Annotated in this window: 15 protein-coding genes; 7 read left to right on the top strand and 8 right to left on the bottom strand. The window is 36.3% G+C overall.

Translation table 11 applies throughout. The features are described 5' to 3' along the window. The first annotated feature begins 124 nt into the window (after nt 1-124). The 3 genes from ccoG (at nt 125) to CRO54_RS07785 (ending at nt 2709) form a co-directional block, all read left to right on the top strand. Complete coding sequence (ccoG, locus tag CRO54_RS07795) at nt 125-1510, top strand: cytochrome c oxidase accessory protein CcoG (RefSeq protein ID WP_244904286.1); 1386 nt, start codon at nt 125-127, stop codon at nt 1508-1510. Between the two features lie 75 nt (nt 1511-1585). Then, nucleotides 1586-2014, top strand: a complete 429-nt coding sequence (locus CRO54_RS07790) for a FixH family protein (RefSeq protein WP_097130671.1) — start codon at nt 1586-1588, stop codon at nt 2012-2014. Between the two features lie 5 nt (nt 2015-2019). After that, on the top strand, nt 2020-2709 hold the full coding sequence (locus CRO54_RS07785) for a sulfite exporter TauE/SafE family protein (RefSeq protein WP_179747340.1): 690 nt from the start codon (nt 2020-2022) through the stop codon (nt 2707-2709). A 70-nt stretch (nt 2710-2779) separates the two neighbouring features. On the opposite strand, the gene CRO54_RS07780 is transcribed toward CRO54_RS07785, so the two are convergent. Both CRO54_RS07780 and CRO54_RS07775 read right to left on the bottom strand, forming a co-directional pair. Further along, entirely contained in the window at nt 2780-4006 is a 1227-nt protein-coding gene (locus CRO54_RS07780; protein ID WP_097130667.1) for a hypothetical protein, read from the bottom strand. Next, nucleotides 3990-6347, bottom strand: coding sequence for a DUF2339 domain-containing protein (locus CRO54_RS07775; protein ID WP_097130665.1), 2358 nt, complete (start codon nt 6345-6347; stop codon nt 3990-3992). Before CRO54_RS07775 ends, CRO54_RS07780 begins: the two co-directional genes overlap by 17 nt. A 258-nt stretch (nt 6348-6605) precedes the next feature. On the opposite strand from CRO54_RS07775, the gene CRO54_RS07770 reads away from it, so the two are divergent. After that, on the top strand, nt 6606-6995 hold the full coding sequence (locus tag CRO54_RS07770) for a hypothetical protein (RefSeq protein WP_097130663.1): 390 nt from the start codon (nt 6606-6608) through the stop codon (nt 6993-6995). 61 nt (nt 6996-7056) lie between these two features. Here the strand turns inward: CRO54_RS07770 and CRO54_RS07765 are convergent, their stop codons facing one another. The 5 genes from CRO54_RS07765 to CRO54_RS07745 are packed head-to-tail and all read right to left on the bottom strand — an operon-like array spanning nt 7057 to nt 13714. Then, on the bottom strand, nt 7057-7476 hold the full coding sequence (locus CRO54_RS07765) for a response regulator (RefSeq protein WP_097130661.1): 420 nt from the start codon (nt 7474-7476) through the stop codon (nt 7057-7059). Next, nucleotides 7466-8545 carry a hybrid sensor histidine kinase/response regulator gene (locus CRO54_RS07760; RefSeq protein ID WP_097130658.1) on the bottom strand — a complete coding sequence of 360 codons (1080 nt, stop codon included), beginning with the start codon at nt 8543-8545 and terminating at the stop codon, nt 7466-7468. The genes CRO54_RS07765 and CRO54_RS07760 overlap by 11 nt, the downstream gene beginning before the upstream one ends. A gap of 10 nt (nt 8546-8555) precedes the next feature. Further along, nucleotides 8556-10688, bottom strand: coding sequence for a sensor histidine kinase (locus tag CRO54_RS07755; RefSeq protein ID WP_097130656.1), 2133 nt, complete (start codon nt 10686-10688; stop codon nt 8556-8558). Continuing rightward, nucleotides 10678-11403, bottom strand: coding sequence for a hypothetical protein (locus CRO54_RS07750; protein ID WP_138765781.1), 726 nt, complete (start codon nt 11401-11403; stop codon nt 10678-10680). Before CRO54_RS07750 ends, CRO54_RS07755 begins: the two co-directional genes overlap by 11 nt. Continuing rightward, nucleotides 11390-13714, bottom strand: coding sequence for an Rv1355c family protein (locus CRO54_RS07745; protein WP_097130652.1), 2325 nt, complete (start codon nt 13712-13714; stop codon nt 11390-11392). Before CRO54_RS07745 ends, CRO54_RS07750 begins: the two co-directional genes overlap by 14 nt. A 121-nt stretch (nt 13715-13835) precedes the next feature. Between CRO54_RS07745 and CRO54_RS07740 the strand changes: the two genes are divergently transcribed. From CRO54_RS07740 to CRO54_RS07730, 3 genes are all read left to right on the top strand, one after another. Continuing rightward, nucleotides 13836-14291, top strand: a complete 456-nt coding sequence (locus tag CRO54_RS07740; RefSeq protein WP_097130649.1) for a response regulator — start codon at nt 13836-13838, stop codon at nt 14289-14291. A 140-nt stretch (nt 14292-14431) separates the two neighbouring features. Beyond that, nucleotides 14432-17956: a PKD domain-containing protein gene (locus CRO54_RS07735; protein WP_097130647.1), complete on the top strand. Its 3525-nt coding sequence runs from the start codon at nt 14432-14434 to the stop codon at nt 17954-17956. After that, on the top strand, nt 17953-18921 hold the full coding sequence (locus tag CRO54_RS07730; protein ID WP_097130644.1) for a PorP/SprF family type IX secretion system membrane protein: 969 nt from the start codon (nt 17953-17955) through the stop codon (nt 18919-18921). The genes CRO54_RS07735 and CRO54_RS07730 overlap by 4 nt, the downstream gene beginning before the upstream one ends. Here the strand turns inward: CRO54_RS07730 and rpoN are convergent. Continuing rightward, nucleotides 18918-20393, bottom strand: coding sequence for an RNA polymerase factor sigma-54 (rpoN, locus tag CRO54_RS07725; RefSeq protein ID WP_097130643.1), 1476 nt, complete (start codon nt 20391-20393; stop codon nt 18918-18920). The genes CRO54_RS07730 and rpoN overlap by 4 nt on opposite strands. Nucleotides 20394-20440: the final 47 nt, after the last annotated feature.

The following is a 20440-nucleotide window of genomic DNA, read 5'->3' as shown; positions in this document are numbered from 1 at the left end:
ATAGCTGCATTAGTAGACCTCCCTCTTTAATTCTCCCTCCAGAGGGAGATACAGGGTGCATATACAACATGCATGTCCCCCTCTCGGAGGGGGTAGGGGGAGGTTTAATGATTACAAAAAATAAGTGCAGAAAGATATAGAGATGGCAAAATCCCAAAATAACAACAAAAAGAGTGGTGGCAGAACGTTCCTTTACCCTAAAAAACCCTCTGGTAAATTATATAACCAAAGGAAATGGATAAGCTACGTATTGCTGCTGCTTTTATTTGCTAGTCCATTTGTTAAACTCAATGGCGAGCAATTAATATTGTTCAACTTCTTAGAGCGCAAGTTTGTTTTTATTGGCTTAATCTTCACCCCACAAGACTTTTATCTCTTTGCTCTAGCAATGCTGATTTTGGTGTTGTTCATTGTTTGCTTCACCGTAATATTGGGAAGGCTGTGGTGCGGTTGGGTCTGTCCGCAAACTATTTTTATGGAAATGGTTTTCCGTAGAATAGAGTATTGGATAGAAGGCGATGCCAACCAGCAAAAGAAACTAGATGCACAAGAATGGAATACAGAAAAGGTTTTCAAAAAAGGCTTTAAGCACTTTCTGTTTCTAGCAATTTCGTTCCTTATCTCTAATGTTTTCTTGGCTTACATCATCGGTTCAGATCAATTGTATAAAATAGCCACAGAACCTATCAGTGAGCATACGATAGGGTTTATCTCTATCTGGATTTTCACTTTCATTTTCTACGGGGTTTTCTCATATGTGAGAGAAGTAGTTTGTACCGTAATTTGTCCTTATGGCAGGTTGCAGGGTGTTTTGCTAGATAATAAGAGTTTAATTGTTGCTTACGATGAAACCCGTGGCGAACCTCGTGGACGTATTCAAAAAAGTTTAGACCAAACCTTAAAAGGTGATTGTATTGATTGTAGTTTATGTGTGCAGGTTTGTCCAACAGGAATTGACATTAGGCAGGGAACGCAGTTAGAATGTGTCAACTGTACTGCTTGTATAGATGCTTGCGATGAGGTGATGATTAAAATCGGTAAGCCTGAAAAGCTAATTGGTTTCTACAATCATGATTTTATCCAAAGTAGAAACAAATTTAAGTTAGGTGCTAGAGCTTACGGTTACGTTGTAGTTTTAGTGTTGGTGATGATTATTTTTTCATCCTTAATTTACAAAAGGGAAGATGTACAAACCACAGTTTTGCGAGCTAGCGGAACTTTGTATCAGAAACGCCCTGATGGAACTATTGCAAACTTATATAATGCAGAGCTGATTAATAAGACGAACAAGGATATGAAATTTGTGTTTAAATCCGCCGATGCGAAAGACAGAATAGAATTGATACAAGCCGATACGATTTTGCCAAAAGAGGGCTCATCACATTTAACCTTCTTCTTAATCAAGCAACCAAAAAATATTGAAGAGTTTAAATCGAAAGTGAAGTTTGAAATTATAGTTGATGGTAAGGTAATTAGTGAAACAGAGACTACTTTCTTTTCGCAACCTTAAACAGGGGACAGATATCAGTGGTCAGATATCAGTTAACTAAAAAACGAACCAACTAAACAACAAAAAAACAAGAGAATGAATTGGGGAACAAAACTAGTTTTAGGAATGGCAGCTTTCATGTCGTTCATTATTGGAATGGTGGTTTATATGTTCAAGCAGCATGGTAACGATTCGCTGGTAGAGGAAGACTACTACGAAAAAGGTATCAACTACGATAGGGAATACGAAGCAAAAAGCAACACTTTGAACGATGATGCAACTCCGGAAATTAAGCAAAGCCAAAGCCAATTGATTATTCAGTTGAAAGATGCTGCAGATTACCAATTGACCTTAATGCGCCCATCTGCCAAAGAAAAAGATGTCAAAAGCAGTGGTAAAACTATTGACGATGGAAACCTGATTATCATTGAAGCAGGGAACTTAGACAAAGGACTTTGGTCGTTGAAATTGGAATGGCGCTCGAATGGTAAAGATTATATGTATACCAAAGACATCAGAATATGAGTTTAATGCCGCTTGCTTTTTTAATGGGTTTTTTGGGAAGCGTACATTGTGCCGTAATGTGCGGACCAATTGTGCTGGGCTTGCCATTAGACAAAAAAAGCAGCTGGCATAATGTTTTACAGGTATTGTTGTACCAATTCGGTAGAATCTCAATTTACGCTTTACTTGGAACCTTAGTTGGTTTGTTGGGTAATACATTTGCCGTTTTTGCCAAACAAGAGACGTTAAGTTTAGTGATCGGTGTGCTCTTAGTACTGTTTACAATAGCTCAATTAAGTGGTAAATACATTAAAGCTTTCCAAAAACTGCAAAATAAAATGGTAATCCCAATTAGTAAGCTGATGGGCAAAGTTTTTAAACTTCCATATTGGGGCTTTTTTGCAGGTATGCTTAATGGTTTAATTCCTTGCGGGATGGTGTATTTGGCTTTAGCCACCGCACTCAGTTCTGCTAATTCTCAATCAGGAGCAAGCTTTATGCTACTCTTCGGCATGGGTACTACACCGTTAATGCTTTTCATTTCACTGGGAGGGGTTTACTTGAAAAAATACTTTAAATTTAACAGTCAAAAGCTGATACCGTGGTTTGCACTTTTTATTGGTGCGCTCTTCATTTTGCGCTCTGCCAACTTAAATATCCCATTTCTTTCTCCACATACACATTCAGCTTACGGAAGCGCAGCGAATTGTGATTAGGATTTTGTTTAATCGTCATTGCGAGGCACGAAGCAATCTTAATGTTTATCAAAAACCTTTATCTCTAATCTTAACTCTTCAACATTTTAAAAGAAAAGAAGCCAAGCAGTGCAATAATAACCACCATCAAAGCCCAAAGCCAAATCTTATTTTCGAACAGTGGTTTTTCTACTTTTACAGTGTAGGAAGGATTTTTCTGTTCCTCGCCTACATTTACACTGTTTAAGTTCGAAGGTATTTTACTTTCAAATTTTGCAATCTCATAATTAGGAGCTAATGTGTTTTCGCTATCGTAATACAGCGCATATTCATTAGTTAAATCATCAAAACGGGCAATCATCTGATAGCTATTGCCTTGCAGCTCTAATCCGCTTAAGCGCAAAGGTCTATTGTCGTTATTGCTAATCGTGATTTTTATCCTGCCGGTAATGGTGTTCGGAAAATTGAATTCCGTTTTTTCTAAAGAACTAATGGTACCTTCGTAAAGCGTTGAGAAATTATATTCTATACCTTTTTCGGTTTTGAAGCTGTCTGTCGCATACTCAATTCTGATAGCTCTGTAGAAATCAAAATCGCTTTGCGCATTGATTTTTAAAAAAGATATCGGAACAGCCGTTTTTAGACCAACTTCAATAACCGTCTCTTTATTTTTTGTATCATTTTTAAGGTCGTAGGTTTGATATTTTACCTCGTTGTAAACACCTTTAATCGTATCAGTTCTTAAGGTTTTACTGCCCGTTAATGTAAGTGGGAGGTTGCTTTTAATGGCAATTCTGTAAAACTGATATTTAGCGTCTGGAAAGCTCAATTTGGTGAATTTGTAATCCGTATCCTTATTTTTGATGGATAAGATGCGATAATCTTTTAAGATGCCGAACCAATTTTGGTTGTCATTACTTCCTTCCAAAACAACCTTCCAATCGAAGTTTTCCTGTTTAAAGTCTAAGTTAATTTGGTTAATGACGTTAGCTTCCGTTAATTGAAAAGTATAATAATACACGTCGCCAATTGTACTTTGATTAAGCTGTTTAAAAGGAATTTCTGCAGTATTAACTTCGTTGGCTCGCTGCTTCAGTAGGTAAGGTACTTCGATAGTATCTTTTCCTTTAATTCCGAAAATCCGTAAATCGTCAACACCTGTATTGAGCTTTTGATACAGGCCGTCGGGTAGTGTAAGGCTATGCCAATTTGTACTTACGCCTGTAATTTGCCTCTTAAACTGATAGGTATTGGTTTGAGCTTTTACCAAGCTTACACCAAGCAAAAACGCTAATATTAGCTTAATTTTTAACTTCATTCTCGTCAATAATTAAATGTTTGTACTTATTATAAAGGAAAGAAATAATCAATAATAATACACCTAACGATACAAAAACAACCGTTTTGGATATGGTGCTAAGGTAGGCGATATCGTAAAAGAACAACTTAACTAAAGTAATGCCAAACAAAGCCATAGCTCCAATACGTAGGTGCTTTTTGTTTTTGGCTAAACCAAGCCCGATTAAGAATAACGAATAAATACCCCATAAAATGCTTAAGCCAAGTTTGTAGCTTCCATCAGCTCTCATCAGTTCTAGAATATTGATCAATTCACTACTAATAATCCAAAGAATCGAAATGTAGACTATATAATCCAACATCGTTCTAATGTCTTTTTTAATTAAACCCGAACGTTGGAGCTGATATAATTGAACGATCAGCAAAGCGAAGAATACAAAGGCTAGGTACCTAATTCCAATGTTAAATGAACCAATAACAAAGTATTTTTCTGGATTTAGATATGTTTCTCTTAGCTCGCTCAAAATGTATAACCCACTCGCTAAAAACGAAAGAATGACCAACATATTGATGATTAAACTGGTAACCGCCAATTCAGTGCTTTTTATTTTTTTGATATTCGTGAAAGTTAATATAGCAGCAAAAAACAACGTATAGATGTAAATCCAAGCATTTTTTAGGTTTTCGTAGTTGTAATTGTAACGATAGTCTGCGTATATATCTTTTTTACTAGGCGTGATATTTATTTTAGTGGTTTGGTAAAGGTTATCGAAGTGCCTTGCAATTTCTATCTGTAATGAAAAGTAAGTAGCTATGAGCAACATCCCTGGAATAGCGTAGGTTGAAATATCCCTCATCCAAGGCCATTGTGTCGCTTTTTCTGTTTCTTTTTTATTAACCGTTAGTATCCAAACAAAGCTTGCTGTAAATATAACAGCAGTTAGAAAAATAACATTGAAAATAGGCGTGAGGATAGTTTTTTCGTAAACATTCACGGTCGTAGACCAATCTTGCAGCAGACTGAAAAATGCTAAGAAAATCAGTGGAAAGGAGAGCTTTTCGTAAATAACGATTTTCTTAACTCTTCCCAAGTAGAAAAGTACTGCGGCTTCCACCGTCCAGAAAATAGTTACCCATCCGCCATCTAATTGTACAGGCGCAGCCATGGTAATAAACGTAATTACCAAAGCTAAAATGAGGTAAAATAGATTTTTATCTGCTAGTTTTTTCTTGTAGATAACCAAACTTACCAAAAAGTGGATGATGGCATTTGCTAAGGTAAATAGGCCTAATAATTCTGCGCTATATTTGCTTTCTGATAAGATGAAGTAGCCAATTCCGTAAAAAATGAAACTATTTAGGAGTAGTAAAACCACATCACTTAGACCAAAAACTTCCTTTTTACTTACTTTATAAGCTAGGTTGGTGATGTAAAAAATAACAAAGAATACTGAAGAGAAGAGTATTGCTAATGCAAAGTGGTCTTTGTCTGTATACGAGTCAAATAACCAACTCAGAAAGATAATCCAAGTAAGCCCAAATGAGGCATAGAACAGCGGTTTCCAATATTTTTTAAAACTGATGATCAATATGCCGATATTGATAATTGCCATGTAAGAGAATAAGACTGCCACTTTTCCTGAACCATCGCTTAGCAAAAATGGGACTGCATAAGCGCCTACCAAACCAATATGGGCAATAACTTGTCGGTTGTATTTAATGGCCGCAACTACTGTAAATGAAGTAAAAAATACCATCAATGCAAAAGCTAATGCTTGCGGTATGAGCGAATAAAAATCGTAGGCTGCATAGGTAATAAAATACATGATGGCTATAGCTCCACTTACTAAAACAGCCGAAAATTTCTCGTATTTAGCTTTTAATTTGATGGCAAATGCCAATAAACCTGCCCCAACCAAATAGCCTAAAATAATACGTGTCAACGGACTAATCAATTGATTGTCTATCGCGTATTTAGCGCCAATACCAACACCAATAATTAATATCAGGATACCTATCTTGCTGATTAAGTTCTCTCCAATAAATTTTTCGAAATCAGATTTAGCCATGTTTTTGCTGCTAAACCTTTCGCTGAAGCTCGGTTGTTTGCTCGGTGGAGCAATAATTGGTTTCGGAGCCGCTGCATTTTGGGCTATGGGTGAGGTAGGTGTATTTTTAGGAGGAGGAAAGGGAAGGGCTTTAGTCACTTCCATTTCTGTTTGTGAAGTTTGTATATTAGGATTGCGTAAAGCTTCCACCTCTTGCCTTAAAGCCTTTATCTCGGCTTCAAAACCTTGCTGTCTGATAGATAGATTTTCAATCTTCGTTAAGAGCAAATTTATCTTTTGAGAATTATCCATTAATTTCTTTCTACTTAAATAAAATAGGGTGACTTCATACAAGGTTAATGAAATTATTTCAAAGTTTGTTTTACTCTTTAATCGTGATAGGAATGGTTTAATATTCGTAGGCTTTCTATGTATATCCGTAAAAATTTAAATTAATTTACTTTGTTGTCAGCGTGTTAGACAATTGCTGTGTTTTTTATTAAATTTTACTTGTTTTTTGGTATTTGCTTTGAATATATATTCCTCATATTTGTAATTAATAATACTTACATGAAAAAATTAACGTATCTCTCTCTGTTGTTCTTATTGTTCGCTATTATTTCTGCATGCGAAGACGAAAATTTCAATAAAGATTTTGGACAATATGGTCTTGCTATTAATTACGATGGAAACGACCCTTTAGAACTTTATTTTAAGCTCGATGGAGGTGAAGCTGGTACTCTTTTGGTAAAACCGAAAGCTAATCCAACCTATGTGACAGATTGTAAGAATCTAAAAAAAGAAGATAATCTATTAAATGTTTTTGTATTGAAAGAGGTTACAGTTGGAAAGCATACCTTAGAAATTAAAACTTCTGAAGGCGTGCTTATTAAAACTTTGGAGTTTGAAATGATTAATAGAGAGTGTGTTTTTCAAGATACCATCCTATCTTTCAACTAAAAAGCGTTTAAATTTAGTGTGTTTAAGTTTGTATTTGGTTGAGCTATCAAGTAGCTATTCGCTAGATTCCTAGTAAAGTAGAATGCTTGTTTAGTAACTCTTGTAATTCGTTTGGATATAGTGGTTTTTTAAGTAATTTGATTACCAATGGGTTAGCTTCGGCTTTTTTGATATCACCAAAATCTAAAGTAGAAGATAAAATCGCCAATTTACAGTTGTCTAAAAATGTTCTAGGGAAATTTTTGTAGATTTCTAGAAACTCAAAACCATCCATTTCTGGCATTTGAATATCTAAAAGTATAAAATCAGGTAATAGCTCAGGGGTATCGAGATTTTTCGTAATGTACTCAATTCCTTCTTTGCCCGACTGGCATATTATAATCTCTTCAAAAAAATTAGATAACTTGATGACCTTTGAGTTGATTTTTAAGTCGATATCATTATCATCTATCAACAACACTTTTCCCGTTTTATTTGGCATTTGGTATGGTTATTTTAAAGGTTGTACCATCTTCTATATTAGAGCTAACGTTAATTGTACCATTAATCTTGGTAAGCGCTTCTTTTACGATGAAAAGTCCCAAGCCGCTGCCATGATGCATTTTGCTTTTGAAAAATTGCATAAATATTTTTTCCAAGTGTTCTTTAAGGATACCTAAGCCGTTATCATTAATATTCACTCTTGCCTCAAAATCATTTACATCAATTTCAATATTTACGGTTTTATTAAGTTCGTTAGTTTTCTGGTATTTTATCGCGTTAGAAATAAGGTTGCTTAAAATTACCTCAATTCTAAAAGCGTCACCTACAAATTTAGTAGTTTGATTTATATTTACGTTAAAGGAAGTTTCCTTGTCGGAGAAACCGTGAAGGTCTACCAACTCGCCAACCAATTTGTTAAAATCTATTTCGCTATGGTCGGGAATATCTTTCGTGTTTTTATAGTATTGTAAGGTTTTTTGGATGTAGTAATCTAGCTTGTTAGAGCAAGTTTCAATAAGCCCCCAGTACTCACCACTAGAGTCGTACAAACCCTCCATTTTAACCAAGTTGATGATGCCGATTACCGATACTAACGGAGCTCTTAATTCGTGAGAAATGCTGTAAATAAAGCGATTAAGTTCATCGTTGGTTTTTTCCAACTCGGTAATTTTATTGCGTAAATCGATTTTCGCTTTGTAGGCATCGTAAGCATTTTTGATAGAATTATGTAATTCTAAATCGTTCCAAGGCTTGGTGATGTACCTGTAAATATCTCCGTGGTTAATGGCATCAGCCAATGCTTCTATATCTGTGTAGCCAGTCAGTAAAATACGAATAGGATCGGGGATGGTATCTACAATGCTCTTGAAGAATTCTACACCGGTAGTGTTAGGCATCTTCTGGTCGGCAAGTATCACATGAATATCTATATTTTGCAATATCTTCAATCCCTCGGCAGCAGAAATAGCAGTGTAAATTTCATATTGCCTCCTAAAACTTGCTCTAAATGCCTGAAGATTGTTCTCTTCGTCATCAATATATAAAACGCGTACGGTAGGATTGTTCATGTGCAATAGGTTAGAGTATATTTACTTGCAAGATAATAATAAATTCAGTTCCTTTTCCAAGTTCTGATACAACTTCTACATGGCCTTTGTGTTTCTCTATGATACTGAAAACAATAGAAAGACCTAAGCCTGTACCTTCGCCAATATCCTTTGTAGTAAAGAAAGGTTCGAAAATGCGATGTTTAACTTCCTCGCTCATTCCTGTACCAGTGTCTTTAATACTGATGAATACCTGCTGATTATCGTACCAACTTTTAATGGTCAAAAATTCCTCCTCGGCTTGTACTTCTTTGCTTTTTACTGCTTGTACAGCGTTAGAAACTAAGTTCATGAAAACCTGGTTAATTTTACCTGGCATGCACTCTACTTTTGGTAGGTTGCCTAGCTCTTTTACCACCGTTAAATTATCAGGAAGCGTATTTCTAATCAATACCAAGGTAGATAATAGACCTTCGTTGAGGTCAATCGCTTTCATATCAGTTTCATCTACGCGGCTAAAATTCCGTAAACTTCTAATAATTTCTGCGGTACGTTTGGCACCTTCACTAATACCCGCTAAAAGCGATGTAATCTCATTGTTAATGAAACCTAAATCAATTTGCTTTTTGTAGGCTTCTATCTCTTCAATTTGAGGTTTAATTTCTTTTTCAATATCAATACCTTCGTATTTTTTAATGATGTCCTTTAAATCGTCTATGTCTAGTTGCAGAGGCTTTACATTAGAAGTAACAAAGTTGATTGGATTGTTGATTTCATGCGCAATACCTGCTGTTAACTGACCTAATGCAGCCATTTTCTCTGCATCAACCAGTTGAGATTGTGTAGCTTTTAGGTTGTTTAAAGTTAAATTGAGAGTCTCGTTTGCATTTTCAAGTTCTTCGGTACGTTCCTTAACTTTCTTCTCGAGTACAATATTTTGTTCTTTAATTAATCGCTGATTTTCTAAAGATGCATTTAAAGCCTGTGCCTGTGCAGTTTCGTTTTCCTTTTTAAAGTAATTGATTTTATCCGCTAGGGCGAAAGACAATAACATGACCTCTATTGCCGACGAAATCTGTAACAAATAGGTTGTGAAGGTGTTATAAGGAAGAATTCCGTAGTCTTTTAAAATAAATAGCACTGCGCCAACAAGTAGGATAGACCAGGCGATCAGATAAAATCCAGCAGGTTTAAAATGCTTTTTAAAATAAACGTGATAAGATGTAGTTAATGCAATAATTACCCCGAATAATGTAAACAGCTGCATAATGATGAAGCTGATATAAGTGTCAAAAGCAAATAGAATGATGATGTTTAAAGGAATAATCGACGTAAACGTGATGACTACTTTATGTATTCGTGGTACGAAAATTTTGGTGCTTAAAAACGAAACCGAAAATAGTGTGGCAAAAATTAACCCAATAGAGGAGAACAAGACGACAGAGAAATGATTTATTGGATTTTCTGCCGCCCAAATATATCTTAAACCATACCCTTGTATACTTATCTGCGTTAGCCACGTAAATAAAATGTAGAAAACATAGAAAATGTAACTTCTATCTCTAACAATGATGAAAAGAAATAAGTTGTAAACAAACATTACAAGCATTATCCCTGTGTAAATGCCAAAAATGATGTCTCTGAGCGAGTTTTTATTATCGAGTGCTCTTTCTTTTACAACTACTATTTTTGTAATAAAGGCCTCATGTGCTTTCAGTCTTAAATAGAATGATTCTCCTTTTTTTACCACATCAGGTAATAAAAAGGCGATATCTTGCAGGTCCTTATGTGGACTGTCTTTTTGTAGTTCGAAGTTAACTTTCGGTTTTAAAATTTTAACCTGTTTTTGATCGTACATCTCGTAAACCACAAAACGAGGTTGTTCTATGTGGAGTAATTCACGACTAAAAGATTGGTTAGTTTCTGAAGTTAATTTGATCCAATAAGTTGTGTTTTCTACGCCAAAGTTAAAAAGGTCTTTATTGTAATCACTAAACTTTTGGTTGATGACTTGGCTAATGCCGAGCTGATTGGTCTTATCTTTTAGGTATTGTATTTTAAATGGCAACTCATTTTTAGGCTTCCCAAATGCGCATGCACTCTCTGCTACAATGAAAAAAAACAGCGAGAGAGCGAGAAGATAGCGGAAGAATTTAGTTGTCATTTTTTCTAGATAGGTCAAAAGTTAGCTTTACAACATCGCCACGTTTAGAAACAACCTCATGTTCGTGGATGAGATTTTTTCTCATTTCCAGTCCTATGCCTTTTTGTGCATCAACTGTAATAGGAAGGTTTATGGTATCTTCGTTAAACATCACGGTTGCTATCATATCATCCTTTGGATAATAAAACTTGCCGTTATTTCCGAGTTCCATTATTGGTCTAAAACCACCGTTGTAAACATTTCTATAAGTTGCTGGTGCCGCCAAGCCAAATAGCGAAGTAATACCAACAAAAGCAGAGTAAGCAACGCATGCAATACTCAAATATAAGCTACCAATACCTAGTCCTGCAACTTCAAACGAGTTCCAAACACCAGCTACTTCCCCAGTTCCGGCGGCAGTACGAGCATCTACCATTTTGTAGATGTTTTCATCCATATAACCTACGGCTTCTTCAACTGGTAATCTGTTGATCCCATTGGCCTTATGTACTCTTCCGCCACCTAATACTTTTCCGGTATCTTCATCTGTAACCAACATCACGTAAACATCTGGATTAAGCACCCAATCTGCTTTGGCCGAAGTGATTTGCGTAATCCCGAATATTTCAAGTACACGTTTGTGCCCTTCAACAAAGCTCATGCATGCTTCCCTGTCGTCTACAGCTCTAAATGCTGTAAATTTAATGTGCTTTATTTCCGAGTTATGCTCTTCCAATGGAGAAAATTTTATCGTTCGACTTTCTGATGGTTCTTTGTGGAGATGCGCTTGCCTTGAAAATTCTAAACATGAACATCGATGTTTGATTTTCAGACTTGTCAAAAATAAGATTTAACTCCTTTTCTGTTTGGGTTAATTTTTCTTTTTTATGATTTGATATTGTTAAACTGTTTTCTATTGCATTTTTATAGAAGAAAATAAGAGGCACATTAACCGGATGTATTTGATATCCTAAAGAAGTAGCACCCAACCACATTCTTTCTGCGGCAATGCCTGAATTTATCCAAGAAGTAACTTCGGAATTAGGCATAGTTATTAGTCCAATTGCAGAAGAACTCATGAATTGTTGTACTAATAATCTATTAAATGCACTTCCTCCGTTAATTTTCTCAAGAAAATCAATCATTTTTCTGTCGCGAAGCAAAGTCATTCCCATTTGGTCATTATTGCTTAAATCTAAGGTATGGATGCCGATACCATCTTGTGCTAGATTAGCTTGTTCAGCAGTCCATCTCATTTCTTTAACAAGAAAATCTTCATGTGCTTCTGGAATAAACATCCTTAACAAATCTGTTTGGGTGGCAATTTCTGCTAACGATTTGATTTTGGCTGGCTCTTTAACGAAGGTAAGTTCAGCACCAGGAGTTTGGGTAATCAAATCAGTTAAATAGCTAACATCTTCGTCACTAATTTCTGCACGTTGTGGACTTTTTCTATTGGTATGTCTTAAAGGAATCTGCTGTTCTAAAAGTATTTCTGCGTTTGTTGGTGCCTGGCCAGCACTAAAGCTAAAAACCGCTATATGTTTTGGTGCAAATTGAGGCGTAAGCTGCCATTTTACTTCTAATTGTTGTACGGCTGAAGCCAACAAAAGGTTTTCAATTGCTGAACCGATAGAAGCGTATGAAGAAATAAATTCTGGATCTAAGTAAGCGAGAGCAGTACTCTCATCTAAAAACAGGTGTAATTTTTTGTTTCGATAGTGCCATCTCCATGGTTGGTTGTTGCCTCCGGAGGGCGCTTTTTTTGCGGCCTCTATCAAATAAAGTAGCTCGCTTTCTGAAAGGTCTTTGGCTTCGTTATCTGCCTCCGAAAGGTGATTAGTTTTAATGAAATCCTCTATTTCTTGGGTTGATAGAGGCTCTTTATCTACCGTTTCAATTTTTTCTGATTTAATTACAGGTTCATCAGTAATCATTTCATCTAAATCCAAGAAGAATCTGCCAGATACTTTCAAATTATTTAGCAAAATTTTCCTTGACAAATCTGCACTTACACCGCCTCCAAAAGTTACAGCGCTTGCCAATTGTGGCCATGTAGATATGGTAGCCATTAGCTCTACTGCCGAAGCTTTCATTCTTGGCGAAAGCGTTTCGAAACCTGTAACCGCTGTTATATAAGGTACCTTTTCATCAAAGCTCTTCAAGTCTTTAAACTTATCCATGTCTAGGTGAGCTACCAAGCCGTGTAAGATCGGTCGTTCAGGCTCTAGGTCAAATCGTTCTATATCAATTGTGCCTCTGTCACTGCCTTCCATCAATACCGGAATTTGCAGTGCTTTGGCAATTGTTCTAGCATTTATTTTGATGTCAAAACTATCGCATTCATCAATTAATAGATCTAATTTTCCATTTCCGGTTAAGAAATCATTCAGGTTTTCTTCAGTAATCCCTTCGTGGTAGCACACTACGTTTAGGAAAGGGTCAATTTCTGCTATTTCTCTAGCAACAATTACTGTTTTTTTAAGCTTAATGTTTTGTACACCTGTTCTAATTCTGTTGATATTACTTAGGTCTAATTCATCAAAATCAGCAATGCGAAGTTCTCCAAAACCTCTTTCCATGGCAAGTGTTAAAGCAACGGATTGCCCCACAGAAAGCCCCATAATCCCAATCTTCTTGGTGGCTAAGGTTTGTTGTTCTTCGTCGGTTATTTTGTATTTATTGCGATTTGTTCTTACGATAAGAAATTCGGCTTCGTCTAAAAGGTGAACCAATTTATTAGACCAAGGGTAATATACCCAAACACCGTATTCATCGCTGTTGCCAAGTTTCTGAGTGATGATGTTTTCTAGCTCATTTTTCGGCATAAAGACAATCAATGGTTTTAAACATCTTAAAAGTTCGGTTACTTGCTCCTTTATAGTGTCGAAAATTTGTATTCCAGGGGTTTCTGTTACGATTTGGGCGAATTTAACTCGGTCTTCATCGTTAACAAGTCTTAATATCAGTGGTTTGTAAAGGTCTTGATTTTTCTTTGTCTGCTCTAGCAGTACATGCAACGGAGAGGTTACGTCTAGTTTATACATTAGGGTCTTCTATAAAAGATGAGATTTTCTACACAAAAAGTGAATTTTCATAGCTAAAAGACTAAATTAGTTTTTTAGAGTTACAATAAAAAAGTATTTTTAACTTTTTATTCATAGAGAAATGACAGCGAATATCCTTTACGTTGATGATGAACCACATAATCTAAGTGCTTTTGCAGCAACTTTCCGTAGATTATATAAAGTTTTTACAGCCGAGTCTGCAGAAGAAGGTAGAAAAATCTTAGAAGCCGAAGATATACAGGTAATTATTACCGATCAGCGCATGCCTAAAACTACAGGTGTTGAATTTTTAGCATCTATTTTAGAAAAGTATCCTGAGCCAATTCGGATGATTTTAACTGGATATACAGATATCGACGCTGTAATTGACGCCATTAACAAAGGACAGGTATATAGATATATCCAAAAACCTTGGATGGAAGAGGATTTGAGGATTAATATAGATAAAGCCATCGAAATTTATACGCTCAGAAAAGAGAATAGAGAACTGACAGAGAAATTGTTAGTTGCAAACAAGCAACTCGAATTTATTGCTCGCCAAAACTTACTATCTTAGTCTTTTAATAAAAAGATTTCGTTTAAACTTCTTGTTTTTTTGCCGACACTTGTGTACACTTGATACTACGCTAAAAATATTTTAGTGAGTAAAGAGTTTTTGCTACATCTACCCAATATCATTTGTTATTTAATAGTGAAATGAAAAACAAATTTTTGCTGGCGGCACTTGTGTTATTTTTTTTCGGAAAAATAGGCGTGTTTGCACAATCTACGTCTAATAGAGGTAAAGACTTTTGGGTAGCGTATGCTGGCCATATTGATGGTTTAGGGTCTCGAATGACACTGTTTCTTTCCTCGGATGTGAGCACAACCTACCAAGTTACATCTGGCGGAAGTATTATTGCATCGGGTAGTGTTGTTGCAAATGTAGTAACACCTGTATTCATCAACCCCAATAGCCATAATGTTTACATAGGCAGTTCTAACGTAAAAGAGTTAAATAAAGGAATTAATGTAACTTCCGTAGAGCCAATATCTGTTTATTGTGTAATTTCTAATAATGCTCGAACGGGATCGACTTTAGTTTTGCCAACCGCCGCATTAGAGCAAGAGTATTATGTTTTTTCACAACAGAATATGGGTAATTCTAACATTGCTGCATATTCAGAATTTTCTATAGTTGGCGTTAAAGATGGCACAACGGTAGAGATTAAACCTACTCAAACGAGCATAGATGGAGGCAGATTGGCAAATTCTACCTTTCAAATTACGCTAAACAAGGGAGATGTTTATCAATATCAGGCAGAAGACGATTTAACAGGTACGCTAATTAAATCTGTTACAGGGTGCAGCCCCATAGCTGTTTTTTCTGGAACAACATGGGCCGCTTTTTGTGAGCCTGGCAATTCGCGAACTCCAAATGGGGGAGACAACCTGTTTCAGCAATTGTTTCCAGTTACTGCTTGGGGCAAAAATTTTGTTTCAGCTCCCTTTTATAATACGTTAAACGGAAACACAGATATTATTAAAATCATTGTTTCTGAAGATAATACCACGGTTACCGTTAACGGAAGCACAACTACTGCAAATGGTACAGCATTGTCCAATCCGTACAGAAAAGGGAGCGTAATTACGTTTTATACTACTTCGCCTAATGTAATCAAGGCTACTTCGCCCGTTGCAGTTGCCCAATATCAAACTTCTCAGACCTGTAATTTGGCTAATGCCGCCAATAGTGGTCAGGGTGGATCTTATTTGGGAGACCCAGAAATGACCATATTAAACCCAATTGAACAGACGCTGAAAGATATCGCTGTGTATTCTAGACTAAATAGTGTAACTGGGGTAAACACAAATATTTCTAGATACTTTCTTAATATCATTATAAAAACAGTAGATATTCCAGGCTTTACGTTAGATGGAACGACCATAACTAGCCAATTTAGGCCTATTGCAAACAGCGAGTATAGTTATGCAATTGTTGATGTTACTAATTCATCAGACCAGCACAGGCTAATTGCGAGTGGTGGTTTCGTTGCCATAGCTTATGGTTATGGTCAGGTAGAATCTTATGCCTATTTAGCTGGAACTGATTTGAAGAATCTGAAAAGCAATATTCAGGTTTTTACTAGTGGTAGTACAATCGCATCTACCAATTTTTGCTTAGGTACAGATTTTGATTTTGTGCTTAAACTGCCATACGTCACCAATAAATTAAGTTGGGATTTAAATAATGGAGCTAAAACCGAAATTATCAATGCACCGGCTTATACAACTACAGTAGAGGATGGAATAACTTATTACTTATATAAATATTCTTTGCCTTCTGCTAACTTTTCAACTCCAGGAAATTATGTGTTAAAAGTGCTGATAGAGAAAGCTCAAGGAGCAATTTGTGCCACCGACGAAGAGATTTTCACAACTTTCGATGTTTTCTCACCAAACATTTCATTTCCTACGGAAGCTTGCGAAAATACAGATGTTCAATTTACTGATTCGTCGCCTAGAACTGGTGGAAACATTAAAACTTGGAGCTGGAATTTTGGAGATGGAGGGACATCAACCTTGCAGCATCCTAAACATAAATTCGCAACTGCGGGAACGAAAACGGTTACATTAAATGTCACTACCGATATTGGCTGTAATCTATCTGTTTCGAAGACGATTAATATTTTGGCACCACCTAAATCTGCGTTTACAGCAGTTGGGCCATTTTGTATCAATGCCACTATTCAATTTAATAACGAAAGTACCTTTGTAAATTCTAACATTGCGAGTCAAAAATGGGATTTTGGGAATGGAAAACCTGAATCTTCGGCAGCCTCTCCAACTACAACATATACAGCAGCTGGCAATTATACTGTAAAGCTAATTTCAGTCTCATCTAGCGGTTGTGCAGATACACTTTCTAAGGTTGTTACCATTTATGAAACACCTGAGGTTACTTTTAAAGACCCCGGTTCTTGTGTTAATGATGTTGTACAATATGAAGGTACTGCGGTAAAAGGAAACATCACTGCTTGGTTATGGGATTTTGGCGATGGCTCAAATGATGTAGTCCAAAAAGTGCGTCAAAACCCAACACATAAATATACTGCTCCAGGCAATTATACAGTGACATTAATTGCTACTTCAGAGCAGGGTTGTCCCGTTACTTTTACTAAAGAGATTATGATTAGTGGAAGTAATCCAAATCCAACTTTTGAAGTAAAAAATTCGGCAAGTTTGTGTGCCAATGTAGCTGTTTCTTTCGAAAATAAAAGTACCATTGGCTTTGGTAATATCAGTAAGATAGAATGGATATTTGATTATACGGCAGGGGGTACAAATGCTGTAGTTACAGATAGTAGTCCCGCTGTTGGCAAAATTTATACCCATAAATATCCAAGTTTAGCCGTTAAAACAGATTACCTTGTAGTGATGCGTGCCTATTCTGGGCAATTATGTGTGACCGAATCTGCTCCCGTTATTGTAACTGTTTATCCAGCGCCAAGTTTAAAAGTTAATGTAGTTGAACCTATTTGTGAGTCTGATGATCCAATCCAATTATTAGTTGAGGATGAAAATAACGTGTCTGGCACTTATGTGTATTCTGGTACAGGAGTCTCGTCAACTGGTATATTTAGCCCTAGGATTAGTGGGCCCGGTACTTTTAATATCAAATATGTTTACACTACAGATCATGGTTGTATAGAAGAAAAGAATTTCAGTGTTACTGTAAATAAATTGCCAACTATTACCATGCCCGCTCCAATAGATATTTTGTTAGGAGGTAAAAAACAATTTGAGATAAAAGCTAGTGGTTCAAGTCTTAAATACAAATGGAGTCCTTCTACGGGATTAAGTGCCGATAATGTGCTAAATCCGGTTGCCAGCCCAGAGAAAACTACACATTACACCTTAACTGTTACTTCTAATAGTTGCGAATTGGTATATGAGTATACGGTAATTGTACATGATCAACCGCTTATCCCTAACGTTTTTAGCCCTAATGGAGATGGTAAAAATGACACATGGAATATCAAATATTTAGAATCATTTACAGACGGAAATATCACCATATTTAACCGCTATGGACAAAAGGTTTTCGAGGCGTCGCCTTATAACACCCCTTGGGATGGAAGATTAAATGGAGCAGATTTACCAATTGGTGTTTATTACTACATTATTGAACCTAACAATGGTAAGAAAAAATATACTGGATCAGTTACTATACTAAGATGAGGAAAGTAATTGTTTTTATTAGCCTTATACTGATCTTATGCAATGCATCTGCTCAGCAACGCCCTCACTATTCGCAGTATTTGCAAAATATGTCGGTTTTAAACCCTGCGGTAACTGGGGTTAACAGTGGCATGGATTTGCGCTTGGGAATGCGAACGCAATGGCAAGGTTTTGAAGGTGCACCAAAAACTGGTTATGTTAGTTTTAGTACTCCAGTTTCTTTCGGTGGCGATTTGGCTACTTATCGTGGTGCCGATTTAGGTGTTACAGAGCCAGAAACTAAAGATGATATGTTTGATTACAGTGCTTCGATGTCGCACCATAGTTTCGGTGCTTTGTTTTTGAGTGATAAAACTGGGCCATTGAGTAGAATAACGGGAAATGTGACTTATGCTTATCATATTTCTATCGGAGAAACAACGAACTTGTCTGTTGGGGTAGGAGTAGGAGCGAATAGGCTAGGAATAAATGGACAGTCTTTGGTGTTTGAAGAACTAGGAGACGGGGTTGTTGGTACTTCGTCACAAATTAACAAGTATACACCAGACCTGAATGCTGGATTGTATTATTATGGCTCGAATTTTTACGTTGGAGCTTCAATGCAGCAAATCATTAAAAACAAGATTGCTTTTGATGGAGATTTTAATGTAGGAAAAGAAGTTGCACATTATTTTGTCGCTGCTGGATACCAGTTTTGGATCAATAATGATTTCTCGGTCACCCCTTCAGTAATGTTAAAGGTTGTAAATCCATTGCCGAAGGCTTTTGATCTGAGTATGAAGTTTGCCTATCGAAACAATTTCTGGATAGGTGGTGGTTATCGTAAAAATGATGCGTTTTTTGGAAACATAGGTTTTAATGTGGCTAAAATGGTGGGCGTAAATTATGCTTACGATTACACCACTTCTAAGCTTCGGAATAGTTCATCAGGCTCTCACGAATTAGCACTAAGAGTTTTATTCTAAAGTTCTTTTCTTAACCTCGCCACAGGAATATTCATTTGCTCACGATATTTTGCCACCGTTCTTCTGGCAATGTTGTAACCGTGTTCCTTCAATATTTCCGTTAAACGCTCGTCGGCAAGTGGCTTGCGTTTATCTTCTTTACCAATACAATCCTCTAATATTTTTTTCACTTCTTTATTAGAAACCTCTTCACCGCTCTCTGTCTGTATTGCTTCAGAGAAGAAAGATTTTAGTAAGAAAGTACCGAATTCTGTTTGTACATATTTTGAATTTGCTACCCTAGAAACTGTAGAAATATCCATCCCAATTTTATCAGCAATATCCTTCAAAATCATCGGTCGCAACTTACGCTCGTCTCCAGTTAAGAAATATTCGTACTGATAATGCATAATGGCATTCATTGTTTTTAACAAAGTTTGCTGTCTTTGTTTAATCGCATCGATAAACCATTTTGCAGAGTCAAGTTTTTGTTTCACAAACTGTACCGCTTCCTTCATTTTTTTATCTTTTTGGGAAGCTTTATCATAATGGTCAAACATATCCATGTAAGAGCGACTTACACGTAGTTCGGGCGCATTTCTTGCGTTTAAGGTAAGTACCAAGGTGCTATCGTTATTGCTGATATGGAAATCAGGAATGATTTGCATTTGCTTGGTAGTTACTTGGTTAGAGTCTCCAGGTTTAGGGTTTAAACGTAGGATTTCGGCTACTACCTCCTTTAATTCTTCACTATTTAAGCCAACGGCTCTTTCTAGTTTATCGTAGTGTTTACGGGTAAATTCATCTAAATGGAATTCTACAATTTCAATTGCTTTTTTAATTAGCGGATTTGTAGCGTCTTTTCTTCTTAACTGCAAAGCAAGACATTCTTGTAGGTCTCTCGCAGCAATTCCCGGCGGGTCAAAACTTTGGATCAGTTTTAACATTTCCAAAACGTCTTCTTCCTCAACCAATACATTTTGAGAAAAAGCTAGATCATCAATCATCGAAGTGATAGGTCTGCGTAAATAGCCATCGTCATCTAAACTACCGATGATTTGTCTACCAACTACAAAATCTTGGTCAGACAGAGGAAGTAGATCTAGCTGCTGCTGCAAACTTTCAAAAAAAGTGGTTTCAATGGCTATTGGTGTTTCTTTCTTCTCTTCATCGTCATCGCCATTGCTGTAAGAAGTGCTATAGTCATTGGTAGAATCGTCTTGTAAATAATCATCTACATTAAATTCATCCATGCCAGTTTCTTCACCACGCTCACTATCGAAATCATCTTTATCATCGTTGAGATCGTCATATTCGCCCTTAGGTTCTTCCAAGGTCATCAAACTAGAATCTTCCAGAGCTGGATTTTCTTCTAATTCCTCTTTTATGCGTGTATCTAAAGCTACCGTTGGAACCTGCAACAATTTGATAAATTGGATTTGTTGAGGAGATAATTTCTGTAATAGCTTTTGTTGAAGATGTTGTTTTAACATAAATGGAATTAAACGAGTTTTCAAAAATAAACAAATGGTTTATAATT

It is taken from the genome of Pedobacter xixiisoli (genome assembly GCF_900215335.1).
GTDB lineage: Bacteria > Bacteroidota > Bacteroidia > Sphingobacteriales > Sphingobacteriaceae > Pedobacter > Pedobacter xixiisoli.
Note: the sequence above shows the minus strand (reverse complement) of the source record. Positions and strands in the feature narration are given on the sequence as shown.

Coding starts and splice junctions, on each gene's coding strand:
- CRO54_RS07745 (WP_097130652.1), bottom strand. CDS start 13,714: ATGTATAAACTAGACGTAACCTCTCCGTTGCATGTACTGCTAGAGCAG.
- CRO54_RS07740 (WP_097130649.1), top strand. CDS start 13,836: ATGACAGCGAATATCCTTTACGTTGATGATGAACCACATAATCTAAGT.
- CRO54_RS07780 (WP_097130667.1), bottom strand. CDS start 4,006: ATGAAGTTAAAAATTAAGCTAATATTAGCGTTTTTGCTTGGTGTAAGC.
- CRO54_RS07765 (WP_097130661.1), bottom strand. CDS start 7,476: ATGCCAAATAAAACGGGAAAAGTGTTGTTGATAGATGATAATGATATC.
- CRO54_RS07755 (WP_097130656.1), bottom strand. CDS start 10,688: ATGACAACTAAATTCTTCCGCTATCTTCTCGCTCTCTCGCTGTTTTTT.
- CRO54_RS07735 (WP_097130647.1), top strand. CDS start 14,432: ATGAAAAACAAATTTTTGCTGGCGGCACTTGTGTTATTTTTTTTCGGA.
- CRO54_RS07775 (WP_097130665.1), bottom strand. CDS start 6,347: ATGGATAATTCTCAAAAGATAAATTTGCTCTTAACGAAGATTGAAAAT.
- CRO54_RS07760 (WP_097130658.1), bottom strand. CDS start 8,545: ATGAACAATCCTACCGTACGCGTTTTATATATTGATGACGAAGAGAAC.
- CRO54_RS07785 (WP_179747340.1), top strand. CDS start 2,020: ATGCCGCTTGCTTTTTTAATGGGTTTTTTGGGAAGCGTACATTGTGCC.
- rpoN (WP_097130643.1), bottom strand. CDS start 20,393: ATGTTAAAACAACATCTTCAACAAAAGCTATTACAGAAATTATCTCCT.
- CRO54_RS07790 (WP_097130671.1), top strand. CDS start 1,586: ATGAATTGGGGAACAAAACTAGTTTTAGGAATGGCAGCTTTCATGTCG.
- CRO54_RS07770 (WP_097130663.1), top strand. CDS start 6,606: ATGAAAAAATTAACGTATCTCTCTCTGTTGTTCTTATTGTTCGCTATT.
- CRO54_RS07730 (WP_097130644.1), top strand. CDS start 17,953: ATGAGGAAAGTAATTGTTTTTATTAGCCTTATACTGATCTTATGCAAT.